The organism is Cupriavidus sp. NPDC089707 (assembly GCF_044748965.1).
Taxonomy (GTDB): Bacteria; Pseudomonadota; Gammaproteobacteria; order Burkholderiales; family Burkholderiaceae; genus Cupriavidus.
Window position 1 is genome coordinate 20,781 of sequence record NZ_JBIVHB010000023.1, and the last position, 23,573, is coordinate 44,353.

The window sequence follows — 23,573 nt, forward strand, 5'->3', positions numbered from 1 at the left end:
ATCCATGGAAACCATCCGCTTTGCCATCGAAGACGGCATCGCCACCCTGACCCTGAACTATCCCGAGCGCAAGAACGCGCTGTCGATCCCGATGCGCGGCGAAATCGGCGAAGCCATCCGCCAGGTGCGTGCCGACGAGAGCGTGCGCGCGATGATCCTGACCGGCGCCGGCACTGACTTCTGCTCGGGCGGCGACATCAGCTCGATGCAGGTAGAGATCGACGCGCCGCAGGGCCGCCGCCGGCTGCAGCAGGCGCACGGCTGGCTGGAAGACCTGATCCAGCTCGACGTACCGGTCATTGCCGCGGTCGACGGGGCGGCCTACGGGGCCGGCTTCAGCCTGGCGCTGACTGCCGACATCATCCTGGCCACCCCGCGTGCGCGCTTCGGGCTGCCGTTCCTGCGCATGGGCCTGATCCCGGACTGTGGCGTTTTCTACACGCTGCCGCGGATGATCGGCCTGCAACGTGCCAAGGCGCTGATGTTCTCGATGCGCGAACTCAATGCCGAGGCCGCGCAAGACCTCGGCATCGTCATGGAAATCGTGCCGGAGGAAAGCCTCACCGGCCGCGCGCAAGCGTTGGCACGCGCCTTCACCGAGGCCTCGCCGGTCGCGGTGGGCCTGACCAAGCAGGCGCTGAACGCGTCGCTCAACCAGGACCTGCACACCATGCTGGCGATGGAGGCGGACGGACAGGGCATCGCCTTCTCCACCGGCTATCGCCGCGAGGCTGCAGACCGCTTCATGGCCAAGCAACCGCTGCGCTATCGCTGGCCTGACTGAGCGCCGCTGCCATGCTGCCATGCTGCTTTGCAGCACGGCGTGCTCGCCGGACTCACCGTTTACGTATACAGGCAGGTGCCACGCCCGACGTCACTTGCCTGTGTCGATGACTCGATTACCCTCGTATCCCATACCTATGGCAACTCAACCCCAACATGCGGCGCCCGCCGCACGCCAGACTCCCTGGATGACCGAAGACCTGGAAATGTTCCAGGACACCGTACGCCGCTTTATCGAACGCGAGCTGGCACCGAATGAAGCGCGCTGGGCCGCGCAGGGCTACATCGACCGCGACGTGTGGCGCCGCGCCGGCCAGGCCGGCCTCCTGTGCGCCAGCATCCCGGAAGAGTATGGCGGCGGCGGCGGCAACTTCGCGCATGAAGCCGTGATCACGCGCGAGATGGCGCGCGCCATCTTCACCAGCCTGGGCAACAACGTGCACAGCGGCATCGTGGCACATTACCTGCTCAACTACGGCACCGAAGCGCAGAAGAAGCGATGGCTGCCGCAGATGGCCAGCGGCGAGATGGTCGCGGCCATCGCCATGTCGGAACCTGGCGCCGGTTCGGACCTCAAATCGGTACGCACCCGCGCGGTGCGCGAAAAGACCGCAAATGGAGACTGCTATCGCATAAACGGTGCAAAGACGTTTATTACGAACGGTTACCACGCCGACCTCGTGTGCCTGGTCGCCAAGACCGATCCGGAAGCCGGCTCGCGCGGCGTCTCGCTGATCATGATCGAGACGCGCGACCTCGAGGGTTTCCGCCGCGGCCGCATCCTCGAGAAGATCGGCCAGAAGGGCCAGGACACCGCCGAACTTTTCTTCGACGACGTGCTGGTGCCGTGCGAAAACCTGCTCGGCGAGCAGGAAGGGCAGGGTTTTTACCAACTGATGCAGCAGCTGCCGCAGGAGCGGATGATCATCGCGCTGGGGGCGACCGCATCGATGCATCGCGCGATCGAACTCACCACCGAATACGTGCGCGAGCGCAAGGTCTTCGGGCAGGCGCTGGCCGACCTGCAGAACACCCGCTTCCGCCTGGCCGAGTGCAAGACCGAGGCGACCATCGCCGCCACCTTCGTCGACGACTGCATGATGCGCCTGATGGCGGGCAAGCTGGATGCCGCGACTGCCGCGATGGCCAAGTGGTGGTGCACGCAAAAGAATTGCGAGATCATCGACGAGTGCCTGCAGTTGCACGGCGGCTACGGCTACATGCTGGAATATCCGATCGCGCGCATGTACGCCAACGCACGCGTCGGCAAGATCTACGGCGGCTCCAATGAAATCATGAAAGAGCTGGTGGCACGCACGCTCTGATGGCCGCGCGCAGTGCTGACTGCTATCAGCACTCTGCGTATGCTGATGCGCGTCTGAGCTAATTCGAAGCCAACACAAAAGCCGGCAACCTGTGCCGGCTTTTGTGTTTCCGGTTACAAAACCGGCTGTGCACGGATCTGAGGAAAGGTGTAAGGTGTGTCACAAGCATGGTCAATGGCCCGTCGCGCGCGGGGTGTGGCACCGAGTGGAAATATCAGCCAAAAGCTGACAGCGGCTGACAGCTCCACCAGCGGAATCAGGCGATCAATGCAGCGTGGAAACCAGCGTTGCGTCGATGCAAGATTCGTCAACCCGGACTCCACCATCGCCGTTATTTGACTATGATGAAGTAAAGTCTTCGCAACATTCACCGGTTGTCAAGCCGGGGTGGCGAACCGCGGAACTTGCGAAGTCTTGAAGGGTAGAACTACCTTCGCCTCGGATGTGAACTCTGACGGGAGTGAGGTATGGACATTTTCGGCCATTACGCTACGCGCTTCGAAGCCCGCAAGGAAGAGGAATACAGCATCCAGGAGTACCTGGAGATCTGCAAGAAGGATCCGACTGCCTACGCGACCGCTTCCGAACGCATGCTCGCCGCGATCGGCCAGCCTGAACTGGTGGATACTCACCACGATCCGAGGCTGTCCCGGCTGTTCTTCAACAAGGTCATCCGTATCTATCCGGCCTTCCGCGATTTCTACGGCATGGAGGACACGATCGAGCAGATCGTCTCGTTCTTCAAGCACGCCGCGCAAGGCCTGGAAGAGCGCAAGCAGATCCTGTATCTGCTCGGGCCTCCCGGCGGCGGCAAGTCCTCGCTCGCGGAGAAGCTGAAGGCGTTGATGGAACAGATTCCCATCTACGCGCTGAAAGGTTCGCCGATCCACGAGTCGCCACTTGGCCTGTTCGCGCCGGAAGAAGACGGCAAGATCCTGGAAGAGGACTACGGCATCCCGATCCGCTACCTGAGCACGATTGCCTCGCCATGGGCGGTCAAGCGCCTGCACGAGTTCAACGGCGACATCACCAAGTTCAAGGTGGTGAAGCTGCGCCCGTCGGTGCTGTCGCAGATCGCGATCTCGAAGACCGAGCCGGGCGATGAGAACAACCAGGACATCTCGTCGCTGGTGGGCAAGGTGGACATCCGCAAGCTCGAGGACTTCCCGCAGGACGATCCGGATGCGTACTCGTATTCCGGCGGCCTGTGCCTGGCCAACCGCGGCCTGCTCGAGTTCGTCGAAATGTTCAAGGCGCCGATCAAGGTGCTGCACCCGCTGCTGACCGCGACCCAGGAAGGCAACTACAAGGGCACGGAAGGCTTTGGCGCGATCCCGTTCGACGGCATCATCCTGGCACACTCGAACGAGGCGGAGTGGACGACCTTCAAGTCGGACAAGAACAACGAGGCATTCCTGGACCGTATCTATATCGTCAAGGTGCCGTACGTGCTGCGCGTGTCCGACGAGGTGAAGATCTACGACAAGCTGCTGCGCTGCAGTTCGCTGTCGGCCGCGCCGTGCGCGCCGAACACGCTGAAGATGATGGCGCAGTTTGCGGTGCTGACCCGGATCAAGGAGCCCGAGAACTCCAACGTCTTCTCGAAGATGCGCGTCTATGACGGCGAAAGCCTGAAGGACGTGGATCCGAAGGCGAAGTCGTACCAGGAGTACCGCGACTACGCCGGCATTGACGAGGGCATGAACGGGCTGTCGACGCGCTTTGCGTTCAAGGTGCTGTCCAAGGTTTTCAACTTCGATAACACCGAAGTGGCGGCCAACCCGGTGCACCTGCTGTATGTGCTCGAACAGCAGATCGAGCGCGAGCAGTTTCCGCCGGAACAGGAAGCCAAGCTGCTGGCGCACATCAAGGAATACCTGACGACGCCGTTCGTGGAGTTTATCGGCAAGGAGATCCAGACCGCTTACCTGGAGTCGTACTCCGAATATGGCCAGAACATCTTCGACCGCTATGTGGTGTTTGCCGACCTGTGGATCCAGGACCAGGAGTACCGCGATCCCAACACCGGCGAAATCCTCGACCGCAACGCGCTGAACGACGAGCTGGAGAAAGTGGAAAAACCGGCGGGTATCTCGAACCCGAAGGACTTCCGCAACGAGATCGTCAACTTCGTGCTGCGGGCGCGGGCCAACAACAGCGGCAAGAACCCGGTCTGGACCAGCTATGAAAAGCTGCGGATGGTGATCGAGAAGCGCATGTTCTCCACCACGGAGGACCTGCTGCCGGTGATCTCGTTCAACGCCAAGTCTTCTCGCGAAGACCAGGACAAGCACGAGAACTTCGTCAACCGCATGGTCGAGAAGGGGTATACGCCCAAGCAAGTAAGGCTTCTGGTGGAGTGGTATCTGCGCGTAAGAAAATCATCGTAACGGCGCCGCGGAAACAGTCTCTCAACGAGGGCGAGGGCAACATATGGCTACGGTCATCGATCGGCGCGAGAACGGCGGCAACAAGAGTGCCGTCAACCAGCAACGCTTCATCAAGCGCTACCGCGAACAGATTCGGCAGGCGGTGGCAAAGGCGGTGTCCGGCCGGAAGATCATGGACATCGAGCAGAGCGGCCAGGTGTCCATTCCGGTCAAGGACATCACCGAACCGATCTTCCACCACGGCCCGGGCGGCCGGCGCGAGTGGATCCACCCTGGCAACAAGAAGTTCGTCAAGGGTGATTCCTTCGACCGCCAGCAGCAGGGCGGTGGCGGGAGCGGTTCGCGGGCCAGCGACAGCGGCGAAGGCGAAGACGATTTCGTCTTCACGCTGTCGCGCGAGGATTTCCTCAATTTCTTCTTCGAGGACATGGCGCTGCCGGACCTGGCCAAGCGCCACCTTGCCAAGATCGCCGAAGTGCGCAAGGTGCGCGCCGGCTATTCCATCGACGGCACACCGTCCAACCTGTCGATCCTGCGCACCATGCGCAGCTCGATCGGGCGCCGCATCGCGCTGTCCAGCCCTTACCAGAAGCGCCTGCGCGACCTGGAGCTGGAGTATGCCGAGGCACTGGACAAGGACGGCCCCTACGCCGAAGGCACGCTCGAACTGATGGAGAAGATGCGGCACCTGCGCGCCTGCATCGACCGCGTGCCCTTTATCGAGAAGCTCGACCTGCGCTACAACAACCGCGTGCTCAAGAAGCGCCCGCAGGCCCAGGCGGTGATGTTCTGCCTGATGGACGTGTCCGGCTCGATGGACGAGAGCCGCAAGGACCTGGCCAAGCGCTTCTTCATGCTGCTGTACCTGTTCCTGAAGCGCAACTACGAGCGGATCGACGTGGTGTTCATCCGGCATCACACGGTGGCCAAGGAAGTCGAAGAGGAAGACTTCTTCCACTCGCGCGAGTCCGGTGGTACCGTGGTGTCGAGTGCGCTGAAGCTGATGGTGGAAGTGGTCCATGACCGTTATCCGCCAAGCCAGTGGAACATCTACTGCGCGCAGGCCTCCGACGGCGACAACTGGGCTGGCGATTCCGAACTGTGCGGACGCCTGCTGCGCGAGTCGATCCTGCCGCTGGTGCAGTACTACGCATACGTGGAAGTGGCGTCCGAGGAACCGCAGAACCTCTGGGAAGAGTACCTGACGGTCAAGAACCAGTTCGAGCACTTTGCGATGCAGCGCATCATCGGCGCGGACGAAATCTACCCGGTGCTGCACGACCTGTTCCAGAAGCGGGCGGCTTAGTTGGGGCTTGCTGCCGGGGCAACCGGCAGTGAAGGCCGCGGTGAAGTCTAGTGGCAAGGGAACGCGGACCACGCGGCGCGCCAGTTCGCGCGCCTGCGGGGTAGGCGGACTTGCCCGCAACAAGGGGCGAAGATGGCTTATCTGTCCACGGGTTCGGAATGGACCTTCGAGCTGGTCAACCGCTATGACCGCGAGATCGCCCGCATCGCCGGCGAATTCGGGCTGGATACCTACCCCAACCAGATCGAGATCATCACGGCCGAGCAGATGCTGGACGCCTACGCGTCGGCGGGCCTGCCGGTGGGCTACAACCACTGGTCCTACGGCAAGCACTTCCTGGCGTCGGAACGCAGCTACCAGCGCGGCCACATGGGCCTGGCCTACGAGATCGTCATCAACTCCAATCCCTGCATCGCCTACCTGATGGAGGAGAACACCATGCCGATGCAGGGGCTGACGATCGCGCACGCCTGCTACGGCCACAATTCCTTTTTCAAGGGCAACTACCTGTTCCGCACCTGGACCAACGCGGACGCCATCGTCGATTACCTGCTGTTTGCCAAGAATTACGTGGCCGAGTGCGAGCAGCGCTACGGCGAACAGGAAGTGGAGCTGTTGCTCGACTCCTGCCATGCCTTGCAGAACTACGGCGTGGACCGCTACAAACGGCCCAAGAAGCTCTCCATCACCGAAGAGAAGGCGCGCCAGGCCGATCGCGAGAACTATCTGCAGATGCAGGTCAACGACCTGTGGCGCACGCTGCCCAAGCACCGCCCGCATGCGCTGACGGCCGACGACGAGACGCCGGAAATGACGTTCCCGCCCGAGCCGCAGGAGAACCTGCTGTACTTCATCGAGAAGAACGCGCCCAAGCTGGCGCCGTGGCAGCGCGAGATCGTGCGCATCGTGCGCAAGATCGCGCAGTACTTCTACCCGCAGCGCCAGACCAAGGTGATGAACGAAGGGTGGGCAACGTTCTGGCACTACACCATCATCCACCAGCTCTACGAAGAAAAGCTCGTCAACGACGCCTTCATGATTGAGCTGCTGCAGGCCCACACCAACGTGATTTACCAGCCGCCGTACCACAGCCCGTATTACAGCGGGATGAACCCGTACACGGTCGGCTTCCTGATCTTCCAGGACCTGCGCCGCATGTGCGAGAACCCGACCGACGAGGACTACCGCTGGGCGCCGGAGATTGCGGGCAGCGACTGGCGCACGACGCTGGACTTTGCCATGCGCAACTTCAAGGACGAGAGCTTCCTGCTGCAGTTCCTGTCGCCGCGCGTGATCCGCGAACTGAAGCTGTTCTCGGTGCTTGACGACGACCGCGAGGGCAAGCTGCGCGTCACCGCCATCCACGACGACGAGGGTTATCGCGCGATCCGCCAGCTGATGGCGGCGCAGTATGACCTGTCGACCATGGAGCCGAATATCCAGGTCACCAATGTCGATATCGGCGGCGACCGTTCGCTGACGCTGCGCCACCTGCAGAATGACCGCCGGCCGCTTGCGCACAACTTCGACGAAGTGGTGCGGCACGTGACGCGGCTGTGGGGCTTTACCGTGCGGCTGGAAGTGGCTTATGAAGACGGGCGCACCGAACTCAAGTACGAGTGCAAGCCGGAGCGCCGGCATCGCAAGCCGCACGGCGGCCTGAGCCTGGCCGCCTGAGCACCTGATCCGCCGAGCAAGCGCGCGTGTTGCCTGACTCAGGCAGCGCGCGCTTGCACTTTTACTCGCACTCGCACCATTCGCGCACCAGTTCGACCGCACGGCGTTCCGTGTCGGCGCACACCGCCTCGCCCAGCACGCGGCTCCACCAGCGCTCCGACCCGTCCGCCACGCGCCAGGCATGCAGCCGGCGCGTGTAGAGCTGCAGGTCGTATTCCTCCGTGATCCCGATCGCGCCGTGCACCGCATGGGCGATGGCCGCCACCGGCGTGACGGCATCGCTGGCGCGCAGCTTGCCGATCGCGGCGCGCAGGCGGTCGGGCTGGCCAGTGGTGCTGTCGCAGGCAAGCTGCGCCGACACACGCGCTGCCGCCACGTGCTCGGCCATCTCGCTGACCTGGTGCTGGATCGCCTGGAACTTGCCGATGGCGCGGCCGAACTGCTGGCGGTCGTTGGCGTACTGCAGCGTCAGGTCGAGCACCCGCGACAGCGCCCCGGCCAGCTGGACGGCGTGCAGGCAGGCACCGAGGGTGCGCAGCGTGCCGGGCGCCAGGCGGAACGCGGCCGGCGTGGCGGCGTCGGGGCGCGGCAGGCGCAGGGTCAGGTCGGCGTGCGCGCCGGTGGGCTCGGCGCGTGCGTCGGCCGCCGGCAGCAGCAGGCAACGCTCGCCGTCCTGCACCAGGAACCACTGGGCGTGGCGCGCATCGGCAACGAGCGTGGCGGGCGCGCCGTCGCCGAATCCCGCCAGGGCGATCGGTCCATCGGGCAGGTCGATGCCTTGCGCGTGCAGCACGGCGCGGGCGAAGATGGTCTGCGCCAGCGGCAGCGGCAGCACATGGCGGCCGATGACGAACAGTACCGGCGTCAGTTCTGGCAGCGGCAGTGCGGCGCCGCCGGCGACCTCGGGCAGCAGGCAGTCGGCGAAGCCGCTGTCGCGCAGCGTTTGCCACAGCGGATCGGGATCGGCCTGCCGTTCCAGCGCGCGGACCGTGGCGGGCGTGCAGCAATCGCGCAGCAGCGCGTCGAGGGCGTCGGAGTAAGCGTTATGCATGATGGGTCTCGTCGGGGTGCAAGGCGTCGGGACGGTGCGGCAGGTCTTCAGCGCAGGCCGAGACCGCGCGCGATCATGCCGCGCAGGATCTCGCGCGTGCCGCCGCGCAGCGAATACGACGGGGCGATCTGCGTGACGTAGGCAAGCGTGCGGTACAGCGCGCCCTCGGCGGCCAGTGCCGGTTCGTCGCCCAGCGCCGCTTCCACCAGCGCCGGGACCGATTGCTCGAAGGTCGTGCCAAGGTCCTTGACCAGCGCGGCTTCGACCACCGGGCTTGCACCGGCCGCCAGGCGCGCGGTCACCGCCAGCGACATCGCGCGCAGCACCGTCAGGTGCCCCGTGAGGCGGCCCGCGGTCACCGTGTCGCGCCGCGCCGGCGGCATGCGGCGCATGGCGTCGAGCCAGGTGTCGAGCAGCACCACGCTGGAGTACAGCCGCTCGGGCCCGCTGCGCTCGAACGCGAGTTCGGCATTGACCTGTTCCCAGCCGCTGCCTTCCTGTCCGACCAGCGCATCGGGGGCCAGCGCGACGTCATCGAAGGTGACCTCGGAGAAGTGCGCATCGCCGGCGAGGTCGTGGATCGGCCGCACCGAGACGCCGGGCGCGTGCAGGTCGACAATGAACTGCGACAGGCCCGCCTGGCGGTCCTGCGGCGTGCCAGAGGTGCGCACCAGCGCGATCATGAAGTGGCAGCGGTCGGCGTTGGTCGTCCAGATCTTGCGGCCGGTCAGGCGCCAGGAGCCATCGGGTTGGCGCACGGCGCGGGTCGTCACGCTGGCGAGGTCGGAGCCGGAGTTCGGCTCGCTCATGCCGATGCAGAAGAACGCTTCGCCGCGGCAGATCGCGGGCAGGTAGCGCGCCTTCTGCGCGTCGCTGCCGTAGCGCAGGATCAGCGGTCCGCTCTGGCGGTCGGCGATCCAGTGCGCCGACACCGGCGCGCCGCAGGCCAGCAACTCCTCCACCAGCACGAAGCGCGAGTAAGGATCGAGACCGGCGCCGCCGTATTGCGCCGGCAGCGTGATGCCGACCCAGCCGCGCGCCGCCAGTGCGCGGCTGAACGCCGCATCGAACCCCATCCACGAGCGCGCGCGGGTTTCCGGCGGCAGGGCGGGCAGGTGCTCGTCAAGAAATGCGCGTACCTCGGCGCGAAACGCGAGCGCATGAGGCGGCAAGGGCGTCAGGTCGAAGGTGGAAAGCAAGGCGGTCACGGTGAGGTCCGGTAGCTGTGGCACGCGAGCCCGGCGGAACGCGGCGGCGGTTGCCTTGCATTCCGGACGGCTCAGGGTGGGCCACAGCGTAGTTCACGCGTCGAACGCCAGTCCAATATTGATTTATTGGGAAGCGATACCGATTCGCTATAGAAGCACCGAGAAGCACCGAGAAGCACCGAGAAGCACCGACAGGCACCCCGATGCGCTACGGCCGGGGCGCGCGGGGGAACGGTGCCGGCGCCTCAGGCCGTCCCCGATCGCGGCGCACGCGGCCGGACAGCCGAGGTCACGCTGGCGCGTTCGAGATTGACGCCCGGCAGCAGGTGCAGCAGGCGCACCAGTTCGGACTGGCGATGCGTGCCGGTCTTGCGCAGCGTATCGCGGATATGCACGCGCACCGTATGCGGCGACAGGAACTCGCGCTCGGCGATTTCATTCAGCGTTTCGCCGGCGGCGAGACGGATGGCGATGATGCTTTCCTTGCGCGACAGCCCGAACAGCGAGGTCAGCACGCCCGCATCGAGCACCGAGCGCGATTCCGAATTGCCGAACAGCATCATCGCGGCCGGCAATTGCCACGGGCCTTCCACCGGCTGGCGCGAGACCAGCGGCGTGACGATGATCGGCACCGGCTGGCCGCCGGAGGTGATGTGCATCCAGGAGCCCGACGCGGCTTCGGCGCCGCGGCCGCGCACGGCGCCGGCAAGCAGCTGGCGCAGCACTGCCTGCAGCGTTTCACTGTGGGCCCGCAGCACGCCATCCTGCAGCGCGAGGTGGCTGTCGGCCTGCACCAGCGCCTCGGCCCAGCTGTTGGCGTAGCGCACGCGCAGGTCGGCCTGCAGCACCATCACGCCAAAATCCAGGGTGTCGAGGCCGGCCAGGCCCAGGCTGGCCAGCCCGCTCAGTTCGAAATTGCGCTGCTGCATGCGCGCGGCGCGCACCCAATGCGGCATGACGTGGGCCAGCCGCCGCTCGCGCTGGCCGGCGCTGATGCTGCCCGTGCTGGTGCCGCTCATCAGCACGCAGACTTCAGCGTTCTCGACCAGGCAAATGCCATGCTCCAGTCCGCTGCACGCCAGCGTGGCAGCTGAACCGTCGACCACGGTGCCATCGTGCGAGGCCGAGCGCCGTGGCGCGTAGGCGGGGCTGTCAGGTGTGTCGGCTGGCGCGCAGCAGGGGCCGGCGTAAGGCAGGTCGAGCGGACTGGGCAGCCATTCGGGAAGGCTGGCGCCGCTGGTGAAGCAGCCGTGGGGCGTCACGCCCAGGCGTGCATGGCCGGCGAGCTTGTCCCAGATCAGGTAGCGCGGGCTGCCGGTGGAGGTGTACTGGGAAAAAAGATCGAGTGCCGCCGGCATTGCCGCAACGTCCAGCGCAGACTCGTAGATGGAGTCGACCAGACGATGGAAATCCTCGTCCGTAGTCGGGTGTTCGCCCATGTTCACATTCCCCCCGGTGGCAAACGCCTCTTGCTTGTGCCACGTTTAGTGGCCACTTCCCTTTGTGTTATCGGTGCCGCTCTGGCGTTCTGTACATGCGCCGATACGACCTTTGCAGCAAACCGCCATAACCCATCCGGCAGGCTGCAATAAGACAATCATGCCAAACAATGTTGTTTGTTTTATCCCCCGTGTGGAGGGGGGAAACACGGATTGCAGCCGTGGCGCTTAGCTGGAGGGCGTTCCGATTGCTGCATTGCAGCGATAGGGGTTGGCCGCACGATCCGGCTTGCCGGGCGTGATGGTAATGTTCGCGGCGCGAACGTCAAATTTTTCAGCAAGAAAGTCGCGCCGAGCGTTTCACACACGCCACACGTGTCCGAAATATTGGGACATAAAGACCCTGATATCAGCGCGGACAATCGGTTGCCGACGGCCGCTTCCGCAACGGGATGTGAGCGAACAGGCTGTTATGGCGCCGCCGGATTCCCTTGCTCCTCGCCCGCCGGCTGCAGCCCTTTGCCATCGACCTGGATCGTCAGGCTGGGTGACGCCATGCGGATGCCGTGGGCATCGAAGTTGCGCTTCAGGCGTGCATTGAATGCGCGGGTGATTTCCGCCTGCATCAGCGGCCGGGTCTTGAACTGTGCCATCACGACCGGCCCGCTCGGGTCGAATCGGTCGAGCCCGAGGATGTCCAGCCCCGACATCAGGTTGCGCGCGTAGCGGTGATCGCGCGCGATTTCCGCGCCAGTGGTGCGGATCAGCTCGAGCGCGCGGTCGAGGTCGCTGTCGTAGCTGATGCCGATGCTGAACACGGCATAGCCATAGCCGCGCGACAGGTTCTTGACTGCCTTGATCTGGCTGTACGGCAGCGTATGCAGCGCGCCGCGGCTGTCGCGCAGCTTGACCGTGCGGATGGTCATGCCTTCGACCACGCCGGCGTGGTCAGGCAGCTCGATCGAGTCGCCGATGGCGATGGAGTCCTCGACGACGATAAACAGGCCGGTGATCAGGTCCTGCACCAGGCTCTGCGCCCCGAAGCCGATCGCCAGCCCGACCACCCCTGCACCCGCCAGCAGCGGTGTCACGTTGACGCCCAGGTTTGCCAGCACGGCGATCACGGCGATCACCAGCAGCCCGATAAACGAGGCATTGCGCACCAGCGGCAGGATGGTCTTGGCGCGCAGGCTGGGCTGCGCGCCGCGTCCATGCGCGGGCGACAGCGTCTCGGTGATGGCGGTGTCGATCAGCAGCCAGACCAGCCAGGCCAGCAGCACGGTGCTGGTCACGCTGAAGACGGTCTCGGCGATGTGGCGACCGGCCCCGGAAGATTCCGCCAGCCGCATCAGTGACGTGCCCCAGACGCGCATCACCATGGCGACGAATATCACCCAGATCAGCACCCGCAGCAGCGCCATGGCGAAGCGGCCGAAGCGCTGCACGTAGGCCGAGTGCCGGCGGTCGCGCAAGCGTGGCGGCCGCGCCGTTGCCTTGGGCGAGCGCGCGGCGACCATCGTCAGCAGCATTGCCGCGACGAATAGCGCGACCGAGGCCACGGTGCGGCGCAGGAACACATCGGCCTGGCCGGCGGCGAGCAGCGTGCCGATCACGGATGCCGCCACCACCGCCAGCACCGGCAAATGCCAGGCCTGGCCGATCAGCCGCAGCAGATCCGTCAGGCCCGGATGCGACTGGCGGAAGGCCAGCGGCCGCTGGCTGATCAGCTGGCCGATCTGGCGCCGGAAGCAAAGGGCGAACGCGCCGATACCCAGCGCCGCGGCGATATTGGCCGTGGTCGACACCAGCGCGGCGAGGTTGGTGCCGATCACCGCGACGACGCGGCTGTCAGTGGCGCTGTCGCCCAGGGCCGCCAGGGCGCCGGTGCCGAACAGCAGCCACGGCGAGCGCGCCAGCAGCTGTCGTACCGCAAGCTGGCGGTGCGCGGTGCGGAACAGGGCGAAGATGACCTGGCACCCCGCGGCGGCAATGGCACCCGCCACGATGGCGTACGCGACCAGCACCGCGGCCACGGCGGCTGGCGAATGCGTGAAGGTGCGCGTGGCCATCAGCAGCGTGATGCCGAAAGCGATCACCCAAGGCCCGATATGGCGCAGCATGTAGATGCCGACATCCACCCAGGATGGCACGGCGGGCAGCCTGGCGCGCTCGGTCCGCGGGCGCGGCGGCGCGCGCCGCCGCCGGATGCGGTGGCCGATCTCCCACAGGCCCCAGCCGCTCATGGCCCACACGGCCAGCACCAGCGCGAATTCGCGCAGCGAGTCCAGCGCCGGCCGGGTGCCGTGATGGGTCAGCGCGGCGCGCCATTCGTCGCCTGCAAAGCGCGAGCGCCAGCCCCAGTATCGCCAAGGCCCGCGGTCCTTGCGCAGCTGCGTGTCGACTTCGTCGAGCATCTCTGCCACGGCGCCGATCAGCCCGGGTGCCGAAGCGCCGGCCGCTGCGGCGGACGCCGGCGCCGGCACCGCGCCGGACGCGTCCAGGCCGCGCCGCAAGGCCTGCAGCTGGCCAACCAGCGCGCGCCGTTCGCGGTCGTCCTGCAGCGTAGTGATGACCTGGTCGAGGGATTGCGCCAGCGGCACGCTGGCGGGGGCCGGCGCGCTCGCGGGCGCGGGCTTGGCGGGGGCCAGCAGCGTGGCTAGCGGACCGGCCGCCACGGCGCGCGCCGGCAGCGCGCACCACAGCAGCGCCAGTACCAGAAGCGCCGGCATAAGCATCCCCGGCCCAAGCATCGCCGGCATAAGCCGCATGACATGCGCGGCCAGGCTGGCACATGGTGCTAGCCGGCGTGGCCACATCGATCGGGCGGGGGCGTTGCGATCGGGTTTGCACATGGCTGGATGTCCGTGTCCGGTCCGGCGTGACGCTGCCGGCGGGGTGCGGGAGTGACCGTCGATCGCGCCACTGTAGCGCATCGGCGGTGCCGGATGCCGCGGTGCGCCTACCCGGCATCGCGGCATCGCGGCACTGCGGCATCCGGCACCGCCGGGCCCACGCCTGGACCCGGGCCTGGGTCATTCGTCGCTTCGGACGATGCGTCGCTTGCGCCGATCCACGAATCTCGAACCCACTCCGGCGTGGGCATTTCCGCACCCGCTGGTTACTCACAGATCGCGGGCGCGCGCACCGGAACCGGTGTGCCCGTCCGGGCAGACACCAGACACAAAGGAAAGACGGCATGGAACTCAATGCATCGGTATCGGCAGTGGTGACGGGCGGCGCTTCGGGCCTGGGCGCGGCAACGGCCCGCGCGCTTGCGGCGCACGGCGTGCGCGTGGCGCTGTTCGACCTCAACGTCGAGAAGGGCGAAGCGCTGGCGCGCGAGCTGGGCGGTGTGTTCTGCCAGGTCAACGTGACTTCCGAGGCCGAGGTCGAGGCCGGCTTTGCCAAGGCGCGCGCCGCCATCGGCCAGGAACGCATCCTGGTCAACTGCGCCGGCACCGGCAACGCCATCAAGACCGCATCGCGTTCCAAGGAAGCGCCGGACCAGATCAAGCATTTTCCGTCCGATGCCTTCGAGCGCATTATCCAGATCAACCTGATCGGCACCTTCCGCTGCATCGCGCGCTCGGCGGCGGGCATGCTGACGCTTGACACCGCGGGCGGCGAGCGCGGCGTGATCATCAGCACCGCATCGGTGGCTGCGCAGGATGGCCAGATGGGGCAGGCCGCGTACTCGGCGTCCAAGGCCGGCGTGGTCGGCATGACGCTGCCGATCGCGCGCGACCTGGCGGGCGAGGGCATCCGCGTCAATACCATCCTGCCGGGCATCTTCAATACGCCGCTGCTGCAGGGTGCCGCCGAGAACGTCAAGGCCGCGCTCGCCGCTTCGGTGCCGTTCCCCAAGCGCCTGGGCCAGCCGGAAGAGTTCGCCTCGCTGGCCGTCGAGATGTGCCGCAACGGCTATTTCAACGGCGAATCCGTGCGGCTGGACGGCGCCATCCGGATGGCGCCGCGCTGAGCCGCGCGGCCTGGGCCCAATCAACACGGAGACGCGGATGGATTTCAGCTACCTGAGCACGCTGCCTGATGCCGTGCGCCATTTCGCCGGGCTGCGGCCCGACGCGGTCGCGTATGCGTTTGAGGGCCGCCAGACCACCTACGCCGACTTTGAGCGCAATACGGACCGGGTCGCGCAGGCGCTGCTGGCCGAGGGAATTGGCGCCGGCGACCGCATTGCCTATATCGGCAAGAACAGCGACCACTACTTCGAGCTGCTGCTCGGCGCGGCCAAGGCCGGCGTCGTCACCACGCCGGCCAGCTGGCGCCTGGCGCCGCCGGAGATCGAGTTCATCGTCGCCCATTGCGACGCGGTGGTGCTGTTTGTCGGGCCGGAATCGGCGGCGATGGCAATGTCGCTGCTGCCGGCGCTGCCGATGGTGCGCAAGGTGGTGCTGATGGAGCCGTGCGCCGTCGGCGGCGATGCCCCTCTCTACACCGACTGGCGCGACGCGCAGCCGGCCACGCCGCCGGCACACCGGCCGGCGCCGCATGACGTGGTGCTGCAGCTGTACACCTCGGGCACCACCGGGCGGCCCAAGGGGGCGATGCTGACGCACCGCAACCTGACCATCGGCACCGAGGTCAGCGAGCGTGAAGGCATTCCCTGGTCGCACTGGACGGCCGACGATATCTCGCTGGTGGCGATGCCGGTGGCGCATATCGGCGGCTCGGGCTGGGGACTGCGCAATCTTCTCTCGGGCGCCAAGGGTGTGGTCGCGCGCGAATTCGATCCGCGCGCGGTGCTGGATTTCATCGAGCATGAGCGCGTCAGCAAACTGTTCATGGTGCCGGCGGCCATGCAGATCGTGCTGCGCGACCCGCGTGCGCGCCAGGTGGACTACTCGCGGCTGAAGTACCTGCTGTACGGCGCCGCGCCGATTCCGGCCGCGCTGCTGCGCGAGGGCATCGAGGTCTTCGGCTGCGGCTTCGTGCAGCAGTACGGCATGACCGAGACCACCGGCACCATCGTCGCGTTGCCGCCCGAGGACCACACCACCGAAGAGGTGCCGCGCATGCGTGCCGCGGGCAAGCCGCTGCCGGGCGTGGAAATCAAGGTGGTGGACTATGAAGGGCGCGCGCTGGGTCCGGACGAAGTCGGCGAGATCGTGGTGCGCTCGCAGCACAACATGGCCGGCTACTGGAAACAGCCCGAGGAAACCGCGCGCACCATCGACGCCGATGGCTGGCTGCGCACCGGCGACGCGGGCTATATGGATGCGCAGGGCTACCTGTACATCCACGACCGGGTCAAGGACATGATCATCAGCGGTGGCGAGAACGTTTATCCGGCCGAGGTCGAAAGCGCGATCTATGGCCACCCGCAGGTGGCCGACGTGGCGGTGATCGGCGTGCCGGACGAGAAGTGGGGCGAGGCGGTGAAGGCCATCGTCGTGCTCAAGCCGGGGCAGTCGCCCGACCGCGACGGCATCATTGCGTGGGCGCGCCAGCGGCTGGCCGGCTTCAAGGTGCCGAAGAGCATTGAGTTCGTCGATGCGCTGCCGCGCAATCCGTCCGGCAAGCTGCTGCGTCGCAAGCTGCGCGAGCCGTACTGGGAGGGGATGAACCGGCAAGTAAACTGAGCCTGGCTCCCTGTCGCGCGAGCGGGCAGGGAGCATCTACTTCTTCTTGATCACGCTGACCTTGCCGTCCGCCTCCAGATACAGCGCCTTGATTTCCTCGAGCTTCTCGACTCCCTCTTCACGATATTTGGCATCCAGCTCGTCGTCGGTGATCGATTCGCGCCGCATGTTTTCTTCCAGCTTGGCGCCGTCGCGCACGAGCAGGATCTTCCGGGCTTCGGCAAAGCGCTGGAACGTTGGGAAATGGTAGGCCAGCAGGTCGATCAGCCGGTTCCACGCGATTAGCGTGGCGACCAGCAGCATGGCGTCGGCAACGCCTTCACCCTTGCCGGCCATGCCGTTCTGCGCCGCATCGGCAACGATCACGACTACAAGCAGGTCGGCAATGCCCATCGAGCCGATATCGCGCCGTACCACGAATCGAAACATCAGGAACAGCGCCCAATACATCACCGTGCCGCGAACGACGATCTCGAGCGGCGAGATGGTGAAGAAGAGCGCTTCGCGCCAGTCGAACGAGAAGTCCATGGCCCGAACGCAGCAACTTCCGGGCCACTTTGCAGCAATGGCGCTTGTGCACGCCACATCGCCTTGCTGACGGTAATTCTTGCAGCGGCTGCGTACGGATTGCCGTGGCGCAGCCGTGCGGCTCCTGCCTTCGCAGGAAGCCGCCGGTGCGAGGGTCAGTCGGCCTGGATGCCGAACTCCTTCACGATCTTGGTATAGCGCGTGGTATCCGCGGCGATCAGCTTCGACAGCGCGGCCGGCTCGCCGCCCGCCGGCGTGACCGCGATGGTGGCCATGCGCGACACCACGTCGGGCATCTTCAGGATTTCATTGATGTGCGTGTTGAGCGTGCGCACCACGTCGGCGGGCATGTTCTTCGGCCCCAGCAGCGCCTGCCAGGCGCCAATCTCTACATCCTTGTAGCCCAGTTCCGCCAGCGTCGGCACGCTGGGCGCGAACGGCGAGCGCTTCAGGTCCGCCACCGCCAGCGGCACCAGGCTGCCATTGCCCACGTACTGCGCCACTGCGCCGTAGGTGACATAGGTCACCGGCACCTGCCCGCCGATCACGTCGACAATGGCGGGCGCCAGGCCGCGGTACGGCACCTGGCTGATCTTGATGCCGGCGGACTTGTTGAACAGTTCGCCCATGATGTGCATCGGCGAGCCATTGCCGGGGGTGGCATAGGTTTCTACCTTGCCCGACTTGGCGCGTGCCACCAGGTCGCTGACCTTGGTGATGCCGGTGCCCTTGTTGACCACCACGAAGAGCGACTGCGTGCCGATCTGCGAGATCGGCGTGAAATCATGCTGCACGTCGTAGGTGGCGCCGGAGCCGGCCTTCAGCACCAGTGGAGCGATGGCGACCGTGTTGGGTGCCAGCAGCAGCGTATAGCCATCCGGGTTGGCGCGCGCCACATACGCGCTGCCGATGGTGCCGGCTGCGCCGGTGCGGTTTTCCACCACCACCGACTGCTTCAGCCGCGGTGCCAGCTTTTCCGCGAACATGCGGGCCAGGACGTCGACATCGCCGCCGGCCGGATAGGCGACGACGATGGTGATGGGTTTGCTCGGGTAAGCGCCCTGCGCCAGGGCGGTGCCGGCGCAGAGCACGGAGGCGGCGGCGGCCAGCGTGGCCAGGACTTTGCGGCGTGCAGACTTCATGATGTTCAGACCTCGGTAAAACCTGGCGTCCGGCGGGGGCCGGGGCCAACATGGCGGGTGAAGCGGCTGGTGAAGCCCGGCGCGCGGCGCCGGGGCGTCGCGAATGCCTCAGAAAATGTGCTTGATGCCCAGCATCGAGCCCCACTGGTTCGCGCCCGGGCGGGGGTTGGAGCCGGGCGAACCACCGCTCACCGACATGGCGAGCTGGCCGTCGTTATTGATATAGCCCCCGGTGGCATAGACCGAAGTCCGCTTGCTGAAACTGTATGACGCGCGCAGCGCGTAGAGCATGGCCTGGTTATCGCTGCCGTGGTAGTTCAGGAAGTAGACCTGGCCGGCCAGGTTGACGGCCGGCGTGATGTCATAGGAGACGCCCGCGTAGTAGAGGTCGCTGACCGGCGTGGGGCTGCCTTCGTTGTCGCGGCGGATCCAGCCGGCGCCAAGCTTGGTGTTCTTCAGCAGCATGTAGCCGCCCAGCGACAGGCGGTCGTCGGTCAGGTTGCTGTTGGTCAGGCCGCCGAAGGCGCCGGGGCCGCCGCGCTGCGAATCGTAGGCCGCGATCAGGCCCCACGTCTTGCTGTCATAGCCGACCATGGCCGACCACTCGCGGCAGGCCTTCTTGTCGGCAGGGTTCTCGCCGGCGCAGTTGGTACCGGCCGGGCTGGGGCCGGCGTTGACCGCGTCGCGCCCGAAGCTATAGGTCGCACCAACCACGAAGCCATTGAAGTTGGCCTTGTACGCGACCGCATTGTCGGCGCGCGTGTTGGGCAGGTAGCTGTCGAGCGAGCCCGAGCCGTACACGTTCGGCCCCAGGATATCGCTGTCGAGGATGGCCCAGAACAGCATCGTGTACTGGCGGCCGAACGACAGCTGGCCATACTGGTTGCTCAGCCCGACCAGCGCCTGGCGCCCGAACAGGCGGCCGCCCTGGTTGGCGTTGCCCGTGTCGGGCGAAAAGCCCGATTCCAGCACGAACAGGCCCTTCAGCCCGCCGCCCAGGTCTTCCGTGCCGCGGATGCCCCAGCGCGACGGCACCGTGGCGGTGTTGTTGGGCATGCGCACCAGGCTGTCGCCGTTGGCGCCGACATTGCTCACGTACTCGACACCAGTATCGATGACGCCATAAAGCGTCACCGAAGATTGGGCCGAGGCCAGCAGGGGGGAAGCCGCAAGCAGCGCCGCGGCGGTTCGTGCAAGTTTCATCTACCAGTTTCCTTCCGTTTTTTCCGTCTTGTCATCGTCTTTGTGGTCCGGACCGCTGCGATGGCGCCGGGTTTCAGGGCGGGCTTGTTGTTGGCAGGGAGTTCTCCTCTTGTGGGCATGCGCGGGTTGTCAGTGGCCGCAAAGGTCTAGCAAAAATGCTGCCATCGCCGCTTGTGTGTTTTATATATGGAACATCAAACAACATAAGAAACGTTAGGCAAAATATAGCCGCGAGTTTCCGAAAGTTGTGAGGAGGGTTATCCCTAGTGCGGCATGGCGGCGACGTGCCCGACAGGCGCTGGCTGCACCCGCACGGGGCGAGGCATGCGCATGGGCAGTGCCCCGGCACTGCGCGGCGCGCGCCACTGGCGGCTCGGTCGCCCTTGCGTCTTGCCGCACCGGTAAAGGCGCTGCGCCCGATGCCATGAGCCAGGGCCTGCCGTGCGGTGCAAACCGGTGCGTGCACCAGCCCGGAGCGCTGACGTTTTCGTGTCGGATAGGCCTATCGTTTACCCTGATCCCGTTTCCTGAAGCCCACGCCTATGCTTTAAAAGTTTTATTCGCAAACCTAAGTTTTATATATGGAACAAAATAAACCCCCCATTCCTCCGCAGCCGGATCGGCAGCTACTGGAGGCCCTGAGCAGCGGGTTTGCGGAACGCGTGGTGACTGTCGATGGCGGCGCGCAGGTGGCTTACCGCAGCGGCGGCAACAGCGGGCCCGCTATCGTGCTGCTGCACGGCATCAGCTCCGGCGCGGCCTCGTGGCTGCCTTGCGCCAGCCTGCTGGCCGCGCACGCGCGCGTGATTGCCTGGGACGCGCCGGGCTACGGCAACTCGACGCCGCTGGCGCAGGAGCGCCCGCTGGCGTCCGACTACGCGCAACGGCTGGACGGCATGCTGCAGGCGCTGGCACTGCAGCCTGTCCTGATCGTCGGCCATTCACTGGGCGCGCTGATGGCCGCGGCCTATGTGGCCAACGCGCGCAACCTGCCGGCGCGGCTGTTGCTGCTGAGCGTGGCCCAGGGCTACGGCGCGGCGGGCAAGGAGGCGCAGGCGCAGCAGGTGGCACAGCAGCGGCTGGCGGCGTTGGACACGCTGGGCGTGGAAGGGCTGGCGCAGCGCGGGCCCGCCCGGTTGCTGAGCGATCTGGCCGATGCCGGGGCGCAGTCATGGGTGCGCTGGAACATGCAGCGGCTTGACCCGGACGGCTATCGCCAGGCCGTGGCGATGCTGTGCGGCGACGATATCGACCGTTACCTGTCGCGCCGGCCGGCGACACTGCCCACGCGCATCGCCTGCGGCAGCCACGACGTGGTGACCACGCCGCTGGCCTGTGGCACGCTGGCCGAACGCTTTAACCTGCCGCTGGCGCTGATCCCCGACGCCGGCCATGCCTGCTACATCGAGCAGGCCGCGGCGACCGCGCGGCTGATCCGCTCGGCGCTGCCCCAGGGCACCGCCTGACCCCCGAAACCCTTTTCGGCGCCGCCAGCCACGCGGCGCTGCTTCCCTGGCGCGCCGCTTGCGCCGCCTGACCCGACTTCGCGGGTTTACCCCAGTCAATTTTTGCCAGCACGTTGTCTATAGTCGTACCTGTGTTCAATATCTAAACCAGTGTTTCATTAGTAAAACACGACGGACGCAAAAGCAGGTCGCGTCCGGGCGGCGTCGGAACACGGTCCCCCAAGCTGCAAGACATGGAGCAAAGCGCAATGGAAAGCCTCTCATACAACCCGAACCTGGTGCCCTGGGAGCGTCCGGCGCCGAACAACGTCGCAGGCAAGGGCCATATCGAACAACCCGGCAAGGTCGCCAACATCGTCTGGCAGACCCGCGCCACCGCGCCGAGCGCCTACGAGAACGCGCTGGGCGACGCGCTCGAAGCCGCCTTCGAAGGCGGCGCGCAGAACCCGCAGGAGATCGTGCGCGCGTTCAACGCCGCCGGCTTCCTGGGCGTCGACGGCCAGCCCTGGACCGAAGAGCGCTTCCTCTCGGAAATGCGCCGCCTGGGCGCCTGAACCGCGCCAGAACCGCGTCTGAACCGCGCCCGAATCGCACGCACAGCGAGAACAACATGGAATCGAACAAGCAAGCCCGCGCCGAAGCCCGCCTGAACACCGGCCTGCGCAATTACTGGTACCCGGTCGCTGCCTCGTGGGCCGTGACCCACGCCCCGATCGGCATCACCCGCCTGAGCCAGAACATCGTGCTGTGGCGCGACGGCGCCGGCCAGGTCCACGCGCTGGAAGACCGCTGCCCGCACCGCGGCGCGCGCCTGTCGATGGGCTGGAACCTGGGCGACCGCGTCGCCTGCTGGTACCACGGCGTGGAAGTGGGCGGCGACGGCCAGGTGAAGAGCGTTCCGGCAGTGGAAAGCTGTCCGCTGGAAGGCCGCACCTGCGTGCGCAGCTACCCGGCGCAAGAGAGGGCCGGCGCGATCTTCCTGTGGTTCGGCGACCAGGCACCGCAGGGTGAAGGCAGCCCCGACGAGCTGCGCCTGCCGGAAGAACTGGTCAGTGAAGAGCACAGCAACTTCCTGTGCGTGGCGCACTGGGACTGCAATTACCGCTACGCCATCGACAACGTGATGGACCCGATGCACGGCGCCTACCTGCACGCGGTATCGCACTCGATGGCTGCGGGCGAAAAGTCCGCCGTGATGCAGATCCGCGAGACCGAGCATGGCCTGGTGTTCGAGAAGACCGGCCAGCGCGGCGTCAACTTCGACTGGGTGGAATTCGGCGAGACCGGCACGCTGTGGCTGCGCCTGGCGATCCCGTACCGCGCCAAGGTCGGCCCCGGCGGCCCGTTCGGCATCGTCGGCATGGCCACGCCGGTGGATGAAGACCACTGCATGGTGTTCTTCTGGCGTACCCGCCACGTGCAGGGCTGGGAGCGCGACGTGTGGCGCTTCCTGTACCGCAACCGCCTGGAGCAGCTGCACTGGGACGTGCTGGAGCAGGACCGCGTGGTGCTGGAAATGATGGCGCCGAACGCGCGCGACCACGAGATGCTGTACCAGCACGATGCCGGCATCACGCGCGTGCGCCGTCTGCTGAAGCGCCGTGCCGACCAGGAAATCGCCGACGAGCCGGTGGCCATGCTGAAACCCGCTGGAGCCGCGAGCCATGCCTGAGGCCATCAAGAACAACACGCTGCTGGCCGGCCGCAAGGTGCTGGTTACCGGCGCCGCGCGCGGCCTGGGCCTGGCTTTCGTCAAGGCGCTGGCTGAAGCCGGCGCCACTGTGGCGATGGCCGACATCCTGGCCGATCGCCTGCAGCAGGAAGCCGATACGCTGCGCGCCCGCGGCCTGAAAGTGGTGCCGGTGACGGTGGACCTGTCGGACCCCGCCTCGGTAGAGGCTTGCGCCGACGCGGCGGTGAAGGCCCTGGGCGGCCTCGACGGCCTCGTCAACAACGCCGCCGTGACCGACTCGGGCGGCCGCGACGCCAGCGCCATCGACATCGCCACCTGGGACCGCGTGATGAACGTCAACGTGCGTGGCACCTGGCTGATGACCTCCGCCTGCCTGCCGGCGCTGCGCACGAGCGGCCGTGGCGCCATCGTCAACCTGGCCTCCGACACGCCGCTGTGGGGCGCGCCCAACCTGCTCGCCTACGTGGCCAGCAAGAGCGCCATCATCGGCATGACCCGTTCGCTGGCCCGCGAGCTGGGCAAGGACCAGATCACGGTCAACGCCGTGGCCCCGGGCCTGACGCTGGTGGAAGCCACCGAATACGTGCCCCAGCACCGCCACGACCTGTACCGCGAGCAACGCGCGATCTCGCGCGAACAACTGCCCGACGACGTCTGCGGCGCGGTGCTGTTCGCACTGTCCGACCTCGCCCGTTTCGTGACCGGCCAGACGCTGGCAGTCAACGGCGGCTTTGTCATGCATTGATCCAACCGATCCACTGA

At 66.3% G+C, this 23,573-nt stretch carries 18 protein-coding genes; 11 read left to right on the forward strand and 7 right to left on the reverse strand.

The features are described from left to right. Positions 1-4: 4 nt before the first annotated feature. From ACIP1U_RS26475 to ACIP1U_RS26495, 5 genes are all read left to right on the forward strand, one after another. On the forward strand, positions 5-784 hold the full coding sequence (locus ACIP1U_RS26475; protein ID WP_400321510.1) for an enoyl-CoA hydratase/isomerase family protein: 780 nt from the start codon (positions 5-7) through the stop codon (positions 782-784). Between the two features lie 136 nt (positions 785-920). Continuing rightward, the gene (locus ACIP1U_RS26480; protein WP_400321513.1) at positions 921-2,108 is read left to right on the forward strand and encodes an acyl-CoA dehydrogenase family protein; all 1,188 of its coding nucleotides are present in this window, start codon (positions 921-923) and stop codon (positions 2,106-2,108) included. Positions 2,109-2,575: 467 nt separating this feature from the next. Then, positions 2,576-4,498 (forward strand): PrkA family serine protein kinase, encoded by a 1,923-nt coding sequence (locus ACIP1U_RS26485; RefSeq protein WP_400321516.1) that lies wholly within the window; start codon positions 2,576-2,578, stop codon positions 4,496-4,498. 43 nt (positions 4,499-4,541) lie between these two features. Further along, positions 4,542-5,804 (forward strand): YeaH/YhbH family protein, encoded by a 1,263-nt coding sequence (locus tag ACIP1U_RS26490; protein WP_209759502.1) that lies wholly within the window; start codon positions 4,542-4,544, stop codon positions 5,802-5,804. 132 nt (positions 5,805-5,936) lie between these two features. Then, positions 5,937-7,481 carry a SpoVR family protein gene (locus ACIP1U_RS26495; RefSeq protein ID WP_400321519.1) on the forward strand — a complete coding sequence of 515 codons (1,545 nt, stop codon included), beginning with the start codon at positions 5,937-5,939 and terminating at the stop codon, positions 7,479-7,481. A gap of 61 nt (positions 7,482-7,542) precedes the next feature. Here ACIP1U_RS26495 and ACIP1U_RS26500 read toward each other — a convergent pair whose 3' ends face one another. The 4 genes from ACIP1U_RS26500 to ACIP1U_RS26515 form a co-directional block, all read right to left on the reverse strand. Next, positions 7,543-8,532: an acyl-CoA dehydrogenase family protein gene (locus ACIP1U_RS26500; RefSeq protein ID WP_400321521.1), complete on the reverse strand. Its 990-nt coding sequence runs from the start codon at positions 8,530-8,532 to the stop codon at positions 7,543-7,545. A gap of 47 nt (positions 8,533-8,579) precedes the next feature. Continuing rightward, positions 8,580-9,740, reverse strand: a complete 1,161-nt coding sequence (locus tag ACIP1U_RS26505; protein ID WP_400321524.1) for an acyl-CoA dehydrogenase family protein — start codon at positions 9,738-9,740, stop codon at positions 8,580-8,582. 245 nt (positions 9,741-9,985) lie between these two features. Next, the gene (locus ACIP1U_RS26510) at positions 9,986-11,179 is read right to left on the reverse strand and encodes a helix-turn-helix transcriptional regulator (protein ID WP_400321527.1); all 1,194 of its coding nucleotides are present in this window, start codon (positions 11,177-11,179) and stop codon (positions 9,986-9,988) included. 470 nt (positions 11,180-11,649) lie between these two features. Then, complete coding sequence (locus ACIP1U_RS26515; protein ID WP_400321530.1) at positions 11,650-13,908, reverse strand: mechanosensitive ion channel family protein; 2,259 nt, start codon at positions 13,906-13,908, stop codon at positions 11,650-11,652. Positions 13,909-14,375: 467 nt separating this feature from the next. On the opposite strand from ACIP1U_RS26515, the gene ACIP1U_RS26520 reads away from it, so the two are divergent. Further along, entirely contained in the window at positions 14,376-15,158 is a 783-nt protein-coding gene (locus ACIP1U_RS26520; protein ID WP_400321533.1) for an SDR family NAD(P)-dependent oxidoreductase, read from the forward strand. A 37-nt stretch (positions 15,159-15,195) separates the two neighbouring features. After that, a complete protein-coding gene (locus ACIP1U_RS26525; protein ID WP_400321536.1) occupies positions 15,196-16,779 on the forward strand; it encodes a fatty acid--CoA ligase in 1,584 nt (527 codons plus the stop codon). Positions 16,780-16,815: 36 nt separating this feature from the next. Here the strand turns inward: ACIP1U_RS26525 and ACIP1U_RS26530 are convergent, their stop codons facing one another. The 3 genes from ACIP1U_RS26530 to ACIP1U_RS26540 all read right to left on the reverse strand — a co-directional run bounded on the left by ACIP1U_RS26530 (position 16,816) and on the right by ACIP1U_RS26540 (position 19,652). Beyond that, on the reverse strand, positions 16,816-17,307 hold the full coding sequence (locus tag ACIP1U_RS26530) for a DUF421 domain-containing protein (RefSeq protein WP_400321557.1): 492 nt from the start codon (positions 17,305-17,307) through the stop codon (positions 16,816-16,818). 155 nt (positions 17,308-17,462) lie between these two features. Continuing rightward, the gene (locus ACIP1U_RS26535) at positions 17,463-18,449 is read right to left on the reverse strand and encodes a Bug family tripartite tricarboxylate transporter substrate binding protein (protein WP_400321563.1); all 987 of its coding nucleotides are present in this window, start codon (positions 18,447-18,449) and stop codon (positions 17,463-17,465) included. Positions 18,450-18,557: 108 nt separating this feature from the next. Further along, complete coding sequence (locus ACIP1U_RS26540) at positions 18,558-19,652, reverse strand: porin (RefSeq protein WP_400321566.1); 1,095 nt, start codon at positions 19,650-19,652, stop codon at positions 18,558-18,560. A 581-nt stretch (positions 19,653-20,233) separates the two neighbouring features. On the opposite strand from ACIP1U_RS26540, the gene ACIP1U_RS26545 reads away from it, so the two are divergent. From ACIP1U_RS26545 to ACIP1U_RS26560, 4 genes are all read left to right on the forward strand, one after another. Next, positions 20,234-21,118, forward strand: coding sequence for an alpha/beta fold hydrolase (locus ACIP1U_RS26545; protein ID WP_400321568.1), 885 nt, complete (start codon positions 20,234-20,236; stop codon positions 21,116-21,118). Positions 21,119-21,366: 248 nt separating this feature from the next. Beyond that, the gene (locus ACIP1U_RS26550) at positions 21,367-21,672 is read left to right on the forward strand and encodes a recombinase-like helix-turn-helix domain-containing protein (protein ID WP_400321570.1); all 306 of its coding nucleotides are present in this window, start codon (positions 21,367-21,369) and stop codon (positions 21,670-21,672) included. 56 nt (positions 21,673-21,728) lie between these two features. Then, positions 21,729-22,790 carry a Rieske 2Fe-2S domain-containing protein gene (locus ACIP1U_RS26555; RefSeq protein WP_400321573.1) on the forward strand — a complete coding sequence of 354 codons (1,062 nt, stop codon included), beginning with the start codon at positions 21,729-21,731 and terminating at the stop codon, positions 22,788-22,790. Further along, a complete protein-coding gene (locus ACIP1U_RS26560; RefSeq protein ID WP_400321575.1) occupies positions 22,783-23,556 on the forward strand; it encodes an SDR family oxidoreductase in 774 nt (257 codons plus the stop codon). Before ACIP1U_RS26555 ends, ACIP1U_RS26560 begins: the two co-directional genes overlap by 8 nt. The last annotated feature ends 17 nt before the right edge of the window (positions 23,557-23,573 follow it).